Annotated in this window: 9 protein-coding genes; 2 read left to right on the top strand and 7 right to left on the bottom strand. The window is 66.6% G+C overall.

The features are described from left to right. Positions 1 to 13 precede the first annotated feature (13 nt). From fhuB to C7401_RS15985, 4 genes are read right to left on the bottom strand one after another with little or no spacing between them, the layout of a single operon-like run. Positions 14 to 2,113, bottom strand: a complete 2,100-nt coding sequence (gene fhuB / locus C7401_RS16000; RefSeq protein ID WP_112172359.1) for a Fe(3+)-hydroxamate ABC transporter permease FhuB — start codon at positions 2,111 to 2,113, stop codon at positions 14 to 16. Further along, the gene (locus C7401_RS15995; protein WP_112172358.1) at positions 2,110 to 3,042 is read right to left on the bottom strand and encodes an ABC transporter substrate-binding protein; all 933 of its coding nucleotides are present in this window, start codon (positions 3,040 to 3,042) and stop codon (positions 2,110 to 2,112) included. Before C7401_RS15995 ends, fhuB begins: the two co-directional genes overlap by 4 nt. A 2-nt stretch (positions 3,043 to 3,044) precedes the next feature. Beyond that, positions 3,045 to 3,878, bottom strand: coding sequence for an ATP-binding cassette domain-containing protein (locus C7401_RS15990; RefSeq protein WP_112172418.1), 834 nt, complete (start codon positions 3,876 to 3,878; stop codon positions 3,045 to 3,047). Positions 3,879 to 3,895: 17 nt separating this feature from the next. After that, positions 3,896 to 6,100 carry a TonB-dependent siderophore receptor gene (locus C7401_RS15985; protein WP_112172357.1) on the bottom strand — a complete coding sequence of 735 codons (2,205 nt, stop codon included), beginning with the start codon at positions 6,098 to 6,100 and terminating at the stop codon, positions 3,896 to 3,898. 257 nt (positions 6,101 to 6,357) lie between these two features. Here C7401_RS15985 and C7401_RS15980 point away from each other — a divergent pair, with 257 nt between their 5' ends. Then, positions 6,358 to 7,173 carry an AraC family transcriptional regulator gene (locus C7401_RS15980; protein WP_112172356.1) on the top strand — a complete coding sequence of 272 codons (816 nt, stop codon included), beginning with the start codon at positions 6,358 to 6,360 and terminating at the stop codon, positions 7,171 to 7,173. A gap of 94 nt (positions 7,174 to 7,267) precedes the next feature. Here the strand turns inward: C7401_RS15980 and C7401_RS15975 are convergent, their stop codons facing one another. Next, positions 7,268 to 8,851: an isocitrate lyase gene (locus C7401_RS15975; protein WP_112172355.1), complete on the bottom strand. Its 1,584-nt coding sequence runs from the start codon at positions 8,849 to 8,851 to the stop codon at positions 7,268 to 7,270. Positions 8,852 to 9,226: 375 nt separating this feature from the next. Continuing rightward, entirely contained in the window at positions 9,227 to 10,189 is a 963-nt protein-coding gene (locus C7401_RS15970; protein ID WP_112172354.1) for a helix-turn-helix domain-containing protein, read from the bottom strand. A gap of 95 nt (positions 10,190 to 10,284) precedes the next feature. On the opposite strand from C7401_RS15970, the gene C7401_RS15965 reads away from it, so the two are divergent. Next, positions 10,285 to 11,532: a DUF1479 domain-containing protein gene (locus C7401_RS15965; protein WP_112172353.1), complete on the top strand. Its 1,248-nt coding sequence runs from the start codon at positions 10,285 to 10,287 to the stop codon at positions 11,530 to 11,532. A gap of 136 nt (positions 11,533 to 11,668) precedes the next feature. Here the strand turns inward: C7401_RS15965 and C7401_RS15960 are convergent, their stop codons facing one another. Further along, positions 11,669 to 11,899, bottom strand: coding sequence for a hypothetical protein (locus tag C7401_RS15960; RefSeq protein ID WP_112172352.1), 231 nt, complete (start codon positions 11,897 to 11,899; stop codon positions 11,669 to 11,671). Positions 11,900 to 11,960 lie beyond the last annotated feature (61 nt).

Raw genomic sequence — 11,960 nt, 5'->3', positions numbered from 1 at the left:
TGCAGTGGGGAAATCAGGCGGCGGAGGCGCGCCGCGCGAGCAGCCACATGAGCCACGGCGCGCCGAAAAGCGTTGCAACCAGGCCGGCCGGCAGTTCGCGCGGCAACAGCAGCGTGCGCCCGAGCCAGTCGGCAATGACGATCGTGAGTCCGCCGATGGGCGCGGCGAGCAGCAACTGGTCGAGCGGACGCCGCGCGCCCGCGAGGCGGGCGAAATGCGGCGCCGTGAGCCCCACGAACGACAGCGGCCCGACGATCAAGGTCGCTGCGGCGCTCAGTAACGCGGTGAGGGCGAGCAGCGCGCCGTGCGCAAGCGGCGTGTGCACGCCGAGCGCGCGTGCGCTGGCGTCGCCGAGCGGCAGGATCGCGAGCAGCCTGCCGGTGAGCGGCGCAAGCGCGGCGAGCACGAGACAGAGTCCGAGCGCGAGCGTCGCGTCGCGAGGCGTGACCGTGTAAGTGGAACCCGAGAGCCAGGTGAGCAGGGTGGCCGCCCGTTCGCCGCCGCCGGCGATGACCACGGCCACCACGGCCTGAAACAGCGCGCCGATCGCAATGCCCACGAGCAGCACGCGTTGCGGTGCGAACGCCGAGCGGCGCGCGAACCAGAGGATAGCGAGCAGCGTCGTGAACGCGCCGCCGGACGTGGCCGCAAGACGCGCGCCGTGCCCAGCGTCGGCCGCGCAGGCCACGAGCGCGATGAAGCCGAGCGCGGCCCCGGCGGACACGCCCAGCACCTCCGGACTCGCGAGCGGATTGCCGGTGAGCCGCTGCAACAGGGTGCCTGCCAGCGCGAGCATGACGCCGGCCGCGAAGGCGGCAATCTCGCGCGGCGCGCGCCAGATCGCGACGTGCGAGAGATCGGCGAGGCTGCTGAACTGCCAGCCATGCACGCCCCGGCCGAAATCGAACGCGAGCACCAACGTTGTGGCGCTCAGGATTGCGATCAGCGCGAAGCGACGCCGGATCGACATGGCGCGAGAGACTCGACGCGATATCGAAGCGACGGCGTCGAGCCGCTGCGTGCGCGGCATGCGCGCGAGCAGGAGCAGCATGAGCGGCGCACCGAACAGCGCGCTCGCGGCACCAGCGGGCACCAGTTCGCCGAGCGCGTTGGCCAGCGGTTGCACGGCCTGATCCGTGAGCCAGAGCAGCAGCGCGCCGCACAACGGCGCCAGCACGAGGCGCTGCGCCATGCGTCGCGCGCCCGCGAGCTGTGCGAGAGCGGGCGCGGCGAGCCCGATGAAACCGATCACGCCAACCGTGCTCACCACGGCGGCGCTCAGCATGACGGCGAGCGCGAGCGCGGCAAGCCGCAGGCGGCGCAGTGCGAGACCGAGGCTGCGGGCGTTGGCGTCGTCGAGACTGAAGAGCTGGAGCGGGCGCAGCAGCAGCCACGCGAGCACGCCTCCCACGGCGAGCCGGGGCGCGAGCGCGGCGACATCGCTCCAGTCCTGCTGGACGAGCGAGCCGCCGCCCCAGATGAACAGGCCGCGCAGATAAGGCGTGTGAAAGAGCTGGAGCGCGACGCTGACCGAGCCGCACCAGAGCGTCACGACGAGACCCGCGACGGCGACCGTCACCGGCGCGAGGCCGCTGCGCCACGCGAGGCCGAACACGATGGCCGCGGCGGCCAGCGCGCCCGCGAGCGCGACCGGCTCGCGCGCGAGACCGTGAGCGGCGAGCGAAGCGGGCGCCCAGAGCGCGGCGAGCGTGAGCGCGAGCTGGGCCCCGGCGGAAATGCCGAGCGTCATCGGCTCGGCGAGCGGATTGCGCAGCACCTGCTGGAAGATCGTGCCCGCGAGGCCGAGCGTCGCGCCGGCGAGCCAGGCGGTGACGATGCGCGGCAGCCAGCTATCGTGCACGATGATCTGGCGGATGTCGCGCGCATCGGGCGAAAGGAGCGCCTGCCACCACAGCGAGCGTGGCGCGACAGCGGCCAGGTTGAGCGCCGACAGGCCGACGGCCGCGACGAGCGCTAGCCCGAGCGCCACGACGACGAGCGAGCCGGAAAGGCGCCCGTGCCCGGCGCTCGCCGACGTCGCGAGGGGTGCCTCGGGGGTTGCCTGGGAAGGTGCCTCGGTCGGCGGCGGAGAAAGACGATCGATTCCGCTCATGAGTGGGCGATACCGGTTGCGTGGGTCGCGCTGGCGGGTCCCGCGAGCAAGGTCCGCGTGATCGCATCGCCGAAGCGGCGCGCCGAGGGCAGCATGCCGAAGCCCCAGAAGGGCGGCAGCGCGGCCACGCGGTCGTGGGCGACGGGCGGCAACGCTCGCCACAGGCGGTTCGACGCGAGCGTGCGCGCAACGTCCTGGGGCAGCGGGTCGAAGTAGAGCATGCTGGCGTCGGGCGCGGCGGCCAGCGCCTCCAGCGGCGCGACGCCGATTCCCCAGTAGTCGGTTGGGCCGCGCCAAGCGTTGGCGAGACCGAGCGTGTCGAGCACATCCTGGAACAGGCTGCGCGCGCCATACACGCCGACGTGCCGCGCGTCGAAGAAGCGGATCAGATAAAGCGGCCGTGCGGGCGCGACAGCCGCTGCAAGACGCGCGCGGTTGGCGGCGAGCGCCTGCGCCGTTTGCGCGATGAGGGCCTGCGCGGCCGCCTCGCGGCGGCAGAGCGCGCCCAGTTCGCGCGTGACCGATGCGGCGCGCAGGTAGGGCGCGCCCGTGTCGGTATAGACCGCGAAGGCGCGCACCGGCGCAATGCGCTCCAGCATGTCGCGCTGCGACTCCTGGCTCGAATTGATGAGGATGAGATCGGGAGCAAGCTGCGCGAGCCACTCGAGGCTCGGCGCGAGTCGCAGACCGACGTCCGGCACACCGGGCGGCACGCGCGGCGTGACCACATTCGCGTTGTAGTCGCCGATTTCGGCAACGCCCGCCGGGACCACGCCGAGCGCGAGCAGCGTCTCGGCAAGCCCCCAGTCGAGCACGACGACGCGCGGTGCGTCGTGTTGCGCGGCAGCGCGGGTCGACGCGCGCGGCGCGCCTCCGCCAAGCGCCGCCGCGCCGGCGGCCACTGAAAGCAGAAAGGTTCGCCTTTGCATGGTCAGCGCGCCACCGCGATGGGGCTGCCGCCATGCGGGTGCGGCACGATATCCATGGGGACGCCGTAGATCGCTTCGAGCACCGGGCTTCGCATCAGCTCGGCGGGCGTGCCTTGCGTCAGCAGCCGGCCGCCATGCAGCGCGACGAGTTCGTCGCAAAAGCGCGCGGCGAGGTTGATGTCGTGCAGCACGATCACGACGCTCAGGTCGTGTGTGTCGGCGAGGCTGCGCAACAGGCGCAGCACGTCGATCTGGTGTGCGATGTCGAGCGCCGAGGTCGGCTCGTCGAGCAGCAGGCACGAGGCGCCTTGCGCGACGAGCATGGCGAGCCAGACCCGCTGACGCTCGCCGCCCGAGAGATGCTCGGCAAGCTGCGCGGCGAAACGCGCCGTATCCGTCACGCGCAACGCCTCGTCGATCATCGCGCGATCCTCCGCGCGCAGGCGGCCCAGCGCGCCATGCCAGGGATACCGGCCTAGCGCGACGAGCTCGCGCACGGTCATGCCCGCGGCCTGCGGCGGGTGCTGCGGCAGGTAGGCCACACGCCGCGCGAACTCGCGCGCGGACCATGTGCCCAGCTCGCGGCCCGCAAACCGCAGCGAGCCGCCCGAGGGCGCCTGCTGGCGCGCCAGCAGCTTGAGGAGCGTGCTCTTGCCCGAGCCGTTATGGCCGATGAGCGCGATCATGCGGCCCGCCGTGAGCGAGAGCGAGAGCGGCGCGAGCAGCATGCGTGCGTCCGCTTCGAATGACACGCCCTCGATCTCGTACAACGCGCCGCCCGCGCGCTCGCGCGGCTGCCTCGCATCGTCGAGAGCGGGCGCGTGGGTTGCCTGCATCGAACGCATCGCTTGCCTTACCAGCGATAGCGCGCGGTCGCGAGCACCTCGACGCCGTCGCCGTAGGTGCAGGTGTTCGCGCTGAAACAGGACGCCACGTACTGCCGGTTGAACAGGTTGGTCCCGTTCAGCGAGAGCAGCCAGTGACGGCCCGTGTCGTAGTGAATGGCGGCGTCGATGAGCGTGACCGACGGCACGCGGATCGTGTTCGACTCGTCGTAGCTCGAACCCAGGTAGCGCACGCCCCCGCCGAACCCGAGGCCGCGCAGCGAACCGCCGTGCAGCGTGTAGTCGATCCAGGCGGCCGCGACGTTGCGCGGAATCCCCCACGTCGTCTTGCCCTGCAACGGGGTCGTGCCGCCGTCGATGGTCGTGGCCGAGTCGTTCGAATCGGTCGTGACGTTGTTCAGATAGGTGTACGAAGCGGTGATATTCAGGTCGTCGGAAAGACTGGCCTGACCCTGGAGCTCGAACCCGCGTGCGCGCACCTGGCCCGCCTGGGTGCTGAAGCCGGGGTTCGCCGGGTCGGACGTGAGCACATTGCGCTCGCGCAGGTCGAACACCGAGGCCGTGATGAAGCTGTTGTAGCCGCGCGGCTGGTATTTCACGCCCACTTCGTACTGCTCGGCCGTGGTCGGCCTGGCCGCCGAACCGTCGGCGAGCACGCCCGCCTGGGGATTGAACGACTTCGCAAAGCTGGCGTAGGGTGCGAAGCCGTTGTCGAACAGGTAGACGAGACCGGTGCGCCACGTGAAGGCGCGCGCCGACTGCGACGTGTACGACGCCGTGACCGGATTGTTGTCGTCGGACGAGGCCCAGTCCTGGCGCACGCCGATCAGGAAGCGCCACCTGTTCCAGGCGAGCTGGTCCTGTGCGTACACGCCAAACTGAGTCATGCGGATGTTGTCGTCCGAGGTGGCGTTCGGCATGGCCACGCTCTGATAGACCGGCGCGAAAGGATCGAGCTGCGGCGCGGCGCCGAGGCCCACGCGCTCGCGATAGAGCACGCGCTGATAGTCGAAGCCGAAGAGCGCCGTGTGGCTGACCGGGCCCGTCGAGAATTTCGCCTGGGCCTGATTGTCGACCGTGAAGAACTTCGCGCTCTCGTCGTTGAAGAACGCGTAGCGGTTCAGCGTGGTGGCCGAGTCGTCGGAGAAGCCGTTGGCGAACACGTTCGAGAAGTCGTCGCGCACGTACGTGTAGCGCAGGTTCTGGCGGAAGGTCCACACGTCGTTGAACCGGTGCTCGAACTGGTAGCCGACCGAAGCCTGCGTACGCGAATGCGAGTCGAAGTTCGGGTCGCCGAGATTCGTGTGCGTCGAGATCCTGCCGTTCGGCGTCTCGAACAGGCTCCCCATCGCCGGCACGAAGTTGTAGTAGCCCACGTCCGGGTCGCGCTGGTACTTCGCGAGCACCGTGAGCGTGGTGTTCGCGTCCGGCTTCCAGGTGATGGCGGGCGCGATGTACACGTGGCTTTGCTTCGCGCCGTCGACCTGCGTGTCGTTGCGGTTCGCCGTGCCCGTCAACCGGTAGGAGAGCGAGCCATCCTGGTTGATGGCGCCGCCAAGGTCGAAGCCGCCTTCCGCGCGATTGTGGCTGCCCGTGGTGAAGAACACCTCGTGAACCGGCGTCGTGGTGGGCTGCTTGCTCACCAGGTTGGCGACGCCGCCGGGGTTGGCCTGACCGTAGAGCACCGAAGCCGGGCCGTGCAGCACGTCGATGCGTTCGAGCCCGTAGGGATCGAACGCGGGAATCGCGTAGCCGAAGCTGATGTCGCTCGGTTGCCGCGCGCCGTCGAGGAACTGCTCCAGATAGAAGCCGCGGCTCATCAGATAGGGCGCACCGGCCGCCGACGCGCCGCGGATCTCCGAGGTGACGCTCGCGGTGTAGCGCAGCGCCTCGGTCACGGTCTGGGCGTTCTGGTCGGTCATCTGGTCGCGCGTGACGACGGAAACCGACTGCGGCGTCTCGATGAGTGGCGTGTCCGTTTTAGTGGCAGTAACGGCCGTAATCGGCACATAACCGTCAGCGGTGCCGGTCGTGGTCTGTTCGCGCCGGTTGCTGACTTTGACGGCGGGAAGCTGCTTGCCCGCGTCCGTTGCGCCATCACTCGCGGCGCCTTGTGCATTGTCATTGGCTGTCTGCGCCAGCGCGGCGCCACCGCCGCCGAGCAGATAAAGCAGCAACGCGATGGCAGTCGTGCTGCCTACCCCGGTCTTCATGTGGATATCTCCATCGAGTGCAAATAATAATACAAGTCGAAATGATTCTCGTTAACAATGGAAATGCGATGTAAAGGACTCTTGGTGGTCCTCGGGACATTTGCCATGCGATGGGGACGTTCAGGCAGAAGACGGCTGGGCCGCTCAGGCGTTACTATAACTGCGGTATTCCGGCTTAGTCCGGACAACTTTGGCAATGAAATGGTCAATCATGGCAGATTGAATGTGAGATTGACTTTGAGACATTTGATACGGACATGAGCCAGCCCAAACTCCAGACTTTCGGGGCGCTGCCCGTGGGGCGCAAGGTGATCGCGCAGTCCATCGACTACGACGACGGCACTCACGAAATCGCTCACGTTCACCACCGCTCGCAGCTCGTCTACGCCACGACGGGCATCGTGCGCGCGGTCACGCCGTTGGGCCTGTGGATGCTGACGCCCGGCCACGCGCTGCTGATCGGCTCGCAGGTCGAGCACGAGCTGCATATGGTGGGCAAGGTGTCGATGCGCACGCTCTATATCGAACCTGAAGCGTTGCCGGCAAGCGGCGCCGAATGCCAGATGCTGACGGTCGACGCGCTGCTGCGCGCGTCGGTGCTCGGCATGTTCGACCTGGCGCTCGATGAAGATGTCGGGAACGGCTCCGGCGCGACGGACACGCGCGAAACGCTGCTGGTGCCGCTGATCCTGCGGCTTCTGGCGCTTGCCTGCGCGCGTGCGCCGGACAAGCGGCTGCCGCTGCCGGGCAACCCGCGCCTGCGCCGGATCTGCGAGCGCCTGATCGCACAACCGGCGACCAACGACACGCTGGACGACTGGGCCGACGAAGTGGGCGCGAGCGCCCGCACGGTTGCGCGGCTCTTTCGCCAGGAAACGGGCATGACGTTTGGCCAGTGGCGCGAGCAGTTGCGTCTTGCCGAGGCGATGTCCAAGCTCGCGGTCGGCCATCCCCTGGCGCGCATCGCACAGGAACTGGGCTACGCGGACGTGCGCACGTTCTCTTCGATGTTCCGGCGAGCGTTTGGCAGCACGCCGCAGCAGTTCCGGCAGCACGTGGGCGAAGCGGATTGAGCTCCCCACCTCATGCGTTCCCGCCGGATAAAAAAAACGCCAACCCATTCGGGTTGGCGTTTTGCTTGCAGCAGGACAGGTATCAGAACAGGTATCAGAACTGGTTCATCGTGTTGTCTTTACCTGCCGCCTTCAGGGCCGCTTCGCCGCTGAAGTATTCCTTGTGGTCGTCGCCGATGTCCGAACCGGACATGTTCTGGTGCTTCACGCAGGCGATGCCCTGGCGGATTTCCTTGCGCTGCACGCCAGCCACGTAGCCCAGCATGCCCTGGTCGCCGAAGTATTCCTTGGCCAGGTTGTCGGTCGACAGCGCGGCGGTGTGGTACGTCGGCAGCGTGATCAGGTGGTGGAAGATACCCGCTTCGCGCGCCGCGTCGGCCTGGAAGGTGCGGATCTTTTCGTCGGCGGCGGCTGCCAGTTCAGTCTGATCGTATTCCACGCTCATCAGTTGGGCGCGGTCGTAGGCCGACACGTCCTTGCCTGCGGCCTTCATCGCGTCATACGCCTGCTGGCGGAAGTTCAGGGTCCAGTTGAACGACGGGCTGTTGTTGTACACGAGCTTGGCGTTCGGGATGACCTTGCGGATCTCGTTGACCATGCCTGCGATCTGGGCGATATGCGGCTTTTCGGTTTCGATCCACAGCAGGTCGGCGCCGTTTTGCAGCGAGGTGATGCAGTCCAGCACGCAGCGCGCTTCGCCCGTGCCGGCGCGGAACTGGAACAGGTTGCTCGGCAGGCGCTTCGGACGCATCAGCTTGCCGTTCTGCTTGATGACGACGTCACCGTTGCCCAGTGCATCGGCCGAGATTTCGTCGCAGTCGAGGAACGAGTTGTATTGGTCGCCCAGATCGCCCGGCGTGTGGGTCACGGCGATCTGCTTGGTCAGGCCGGCGCCCAGCGAGTCGGTACGGGTCACGATGATGCCGTCGTCCACGCCCAGTTCCAGGAAGGCGTAGCGGATCGCGCGCACTTTGGCGAGGAAGTCCTCGTGCGGCACGGTGACCTTGCCGTCCTGGTGGCCGCACTGCTTCTCGTCCGACACCTGGTTTTCGATCTGGATGCAGCAAGCGCCCGCTTCGATGAACTGCTTGGCCAGCAGGTAGGTGGCTTCCGCGTTGCCGAAACCGGCGTCGATGTCAGCGATGATCGGCACGACGTGGGTGACGTGGTTGTCGATCTTGTCCTGAATGGCGGCCTTGGCGGCCGCGTCCTTCGCGGCGTCCAGCTCGCGGAACAGGCCGCCCAGCTCACGGGCGTCGGCCTGGCGCAGGAAGGTGTACAGCTCGCGGATCAGCGCGCTCACCGAAGTCTTTTCGTGCATCGACTGGTCCGGCAGCGGGCCGAACTCGGAGCGCAGCGCGGCGACCATCCAGCCCGACAGGTACAGGTAGCGGCGCTCGGTGCTGTTGAAGTGCTTCTTGATTGAGATCATCTTCTGCTGACCGATGAAGCCGTGCCAGCAGCCCAGCGACTGGGTGTACTTCGACGGGTCGGCGTCATAGGCGGCCATGTCGGCGCGCATGATCTTCGCCGTGTACTTCGCGATGTCCAGGCCCGTCTTGAACTTGTTCTGGGCACGCATGCGAGCGGCGGATTCGGGATTGATGGCATCCCACGCGCTGCCTTGTTTCTCCTTCAAACCGGCAACTGCCTTGATGTCGTCTTGATACTGGGCCATGAGTCTCTCCTGAGAGCTAAGCGCGATTGATCGAATGATTCAGCTTGCCGCTGCGTATGTCGAAGCGAACTGCATGACTAAATAGTAGCGATGTTTGAGACGCGCGGGCGATGTCTTATATAAGACATAAGAGTTTATTTTTCGTTATTTTTCAATGGGATACGTATCTCTTTTTGCGATGCAAAACAGGTTTTCAAGCGACGAAAAGAGGACGCGGCGGAAATCCGCAGCGGATTCCGCAATGTGAAACGTGCTTTCGGGTGCTGAAGGGAAGGCCGGTGCGGCAGGCGCGAGCGACGATCGCCGGCGGGATGATCTTGCGGACGTCTGTTACGAAGACTGGCGTGCCAACGCATGCTCGCCGGATGATTGGATCTACGCGCGCCTGGCGGGTCCGCGGCGTCCCTTCGCCGCCGGTTTCGTCTCAAGCGAAGGCGAGCGCTCGGTGAGCGACGGCGAACTCTCGTTCCTCTCCCCGAAGAACTGCTGCCGATAGGCGACGGGCGTCATCTGCTTCGTCGCCTTGAACTGCCGGTTGAAGTTCGGGACGTTCGGAAACCCGCAGCGGGCGGCGATCAAGGAAATCGGCACGGCGGTATCGGTCAGCATGCGGCACGCGTGACCGATTCGAACGCGGGCGATGTACTGGCCGACGCTTTCCCCGAGATGCTGGGTAAAGTGCCTCGTCAGCGTGCGTTCGGACATTCCGGCGGCCTTCGCGAGCGTCGCGAGCTTCAAGGGATGCGCGAATTGCGTGTCGATCAACGACAGCACCCGGTTGAGCCGGTCCGGCCCGAACCCCGAGGTGGCGCCCGCGCGGGCGTCGAAGGCCACAGGCAGCGTCAACGCCTGGGCGGGCAAGTCCGACAACCAGACGAGAATATCGAGCACGGCGGCCAGCCTTTCTCGCGCATTGGCCGATAGCAGCCGGTCCAGTTGCGCGCGCATCTGCGTGCCCGCGCCCTCCTGGAACACCAGCCCGCACGCGGCCCGCCGCAGCAGATTGCGCAGGTCGGCGTATTCCGGGCACAGATCGGCGAGCCGCTGCACCCACAAACCGTCGAACCAGACGACGATCGCCACCTGCGGCTGCGAAGGATTGATGGAGCGGTTCGACGACCAGGTGTGCGGCAGATCCGGCGGCACCAGCACCAGGTCGTCGTCGCCATAAACCGCGACCGTGTCGCCGATGTAGCGCTTGCCCTGACTGTTCATCGTCAGGGTCAGCTCATATTCGGGGTGATGGTGCCATTCGAACGGGATTTTCGGCAGCCGGCGGTTGTATACCCTGACCGAACAACGCTCACCGAATTCGACGTGCTCGTAGGCGGGTTTCATGGCTGGAAACGCAAAGAGGTTGTCCGGATTCTATCTCTTCTCCGGGGTGCCGGGCGCTAAGCTTTGGGGCACGACACACTATATGGAGACGCAGCATGGAATCCCTGCATATCGACGATCTACCGGCGGCCATCCGCGCGGTGAAGCAGCAACTGCGCGAGAGCCTTCCCGACTACCGGCAGGTATTCGAGCAGGTCGACGCCGAAATCAGGCGCAAGGTCGAGGTGATTGCGCGCGAGCGCGAGCGTGGCGAGCCGGTGATTCCGGAGGTCCAGTATGCGGATGTGGCGGCGGGGCGCGTGAGCGAGCAGGCGATCGCGGCGATCAAGGAGCGCGGCGCGTGTGTCGTGCGCGGCGTGTTCAGCCCGGAACGCGCCGCGGCATGGGACGACGAGATCGCGAGCTATGTCGAACGCAACCGGCTGGACGAGAAACTCGCGCACCGGGCCGAGGACAAGTTCTTTGGCACGCTTGCATCGAGCAAGCCGCAAATCTATGGCATCTACTGGTCCGGGCCGCAGGTGGAGGCGCGACAGTCCCCCGAACTCACCCGCACACGCGTGTTCCTGAACCGGCTCTGGAAGTGGGAAAGCGAAGGCCGGGTTCACTTCGACCCGCAGAGCGTGCCGGCCTACGCGGACCGCCTGCGCCGCCGCCCGCCGGGCTCGGAATCGCTGGGGCTTTCCGCGCATTGCGACGGCGGCTCGGTGGAGCGCTGGCTCGATGAGAACTTCCGGCGCGTCTATCGTCACGTCTTCAGCGGCGACTGGCGCCGGTATGACGCCTTCGACGCGGCCTGGCGCCCGCAGGCGCGCGAGATCCGCTCCCCGACGGTGTGCTCGGTGTTCCGCACGTTTCAGGGCTGGACGGCACTCACGCCGCAAGGGCCGGGCGACGGCACGTTGCAACTGGTGCCGATCGCCAACGCGATGGTCTATGTGCTCTTGCGCGCGCTCCAGGACGACGTCGCCGACGACGATCTGTGCGGCGCGATGCCGGGCCGCGCCTTGTCGATCAGCCCACAGTGGCACGCCCCGCTGCACCAGGCGCTCTCGTCCATTCCCTTGATGCAGGCGGGCGACACCGTCTTCTGGCACAGCGATGTGATTCACGCGGTGGAAGACGCCCATCGCGGCACCGGGTACAGCAACGTGATGTATATCGCGGCGGCGCCCGGCTGCGCGAAAAACGACGAATACCTGAAGCGCCAGTTGCCGGCTTTCCTCAAAGGCGAAAGTCCGCCCGATTTTCCCGCCGATCACTTCGAAACCGGTTTTGCCGGCCGCGCGACCGAAAGCGATTTGACGGCGCTGGGCAAGGCGCAACTCGGCTTCGGCCTCTGACTGACGTACGCGGGGGAATGCGCGGGAGGCTGGGCGGCTCGACGGCTCGACGGCGGCTGGGCGCCGTCGAGCCAGGGGAAGATCAGCCGCTTCGGCTGAAGGTGAAGCTGAGGGGCGTTCCTGTTGCGTTGCGTGCTTACGCGTTTGCGGTTTCAGGGCGCTTCCAGTGTGCAGTGGCTTGCTTGTCCGTTATCCGCACCTTCGCGAGCAGCGGCTTGTAGCCTCGCAAGATGACTTCACTGATCGCGAGAAGCTCCGAGCGGAAGATGTCGCTGGTGAAGCGGCTACCGTCGGCGAACTCCAGCGAATAGCCATCGATCGGGCCCCATTGGCCTCGCGGTAACGGTTCGATATACACGTCCATCATTAGTCTCCATAGGATAGAAGGGGTAAGAGATTCAGTCGTTTTCAGTCTATCGCAGGAAAAG

The sequence above is a fragment of the Paraburkholderia unamae genome, from assembly GCF_003268775.1.
Taxonomy (GTDB): Bacteria; Pseudomonadota; Gammaproteobacteria; order Burkholderiales; family Burkholderiaceae; genus Paraburkholderia; species Paraburkholderia unamae.
Note: the sequence above shows the minus strand (reverse complement) of the source record. Positions and strands in the feature narration are given on the sequence as shown.

Excerpts from the sequence above, each read along its gene's own strand:
- fhuB (WP_112172359.1), bottom strand. The coding sequence starts at position 2,113 with ATGAGCGGAATCGATCGTCTTTCTCCGCCGCCGACCGAGGCACCTTCC.
- C7401_RS15995 (WP_112172358.1), bottom strand. The coding sequence starts at position 3,042 with ATGCAAAGGCGAACCTTTCTGCTTTCAGTGGCCGCCGGCGCGGCGGCG.
- C7401_RS15990 (WP_112172418.1), bottom strand. The coding sequence starts at position 3,878 with ATGCAGGCAACCCACGCGCCCGCTCTCGACGATGCGAGGCAGCCGCGC.
- C7401_RS15985 (WP_112172357.1), bottom strand. The coding sequence starts at position 6,100 with ATGAAGACCGGGGTAGGCAGCACGACTGCCATCGCGTTGCTGCTTTAT.
- C7401_RS15980 (WP_112172356.1), top strand. The coding sequence starts at position 6,358 with ATGAGCCAGCCCAAACTCCAGACTTTCGGGGCGCTGCCCGTGGGGCGC.
- C7401_RS15975 (WP_112172355.1), bottom strand. The coding sequence starts at position 8,851 with ATGGCCCAGTATCAAGACGACATCAAGGCAGTTGCCGGTTTGAAGGAG.
- C7401_RS15970 (WP_112172354.1), bottom strand. The coding sequence starts at position 10,189 with ATGAAACCCGCCTACGAGCACGTCGAATTCGGTGAGCGTTGTTCGGTC.
- C7401_RS15965 (WP_112172353.1), top strand. The coding sequence starts at position 10,285 with ATGGAATCCCTGCATATCGACGATCTACCGGCGGCCATCCGCGCGGTG.
- C7401_RS15960 (WP_112172352.1), bottom strand. The coding sequence starts at position 11,899 with ATGATGGACGTGTATATCGAACCGTTACCGCGAGGCCAATGGGGCCCG.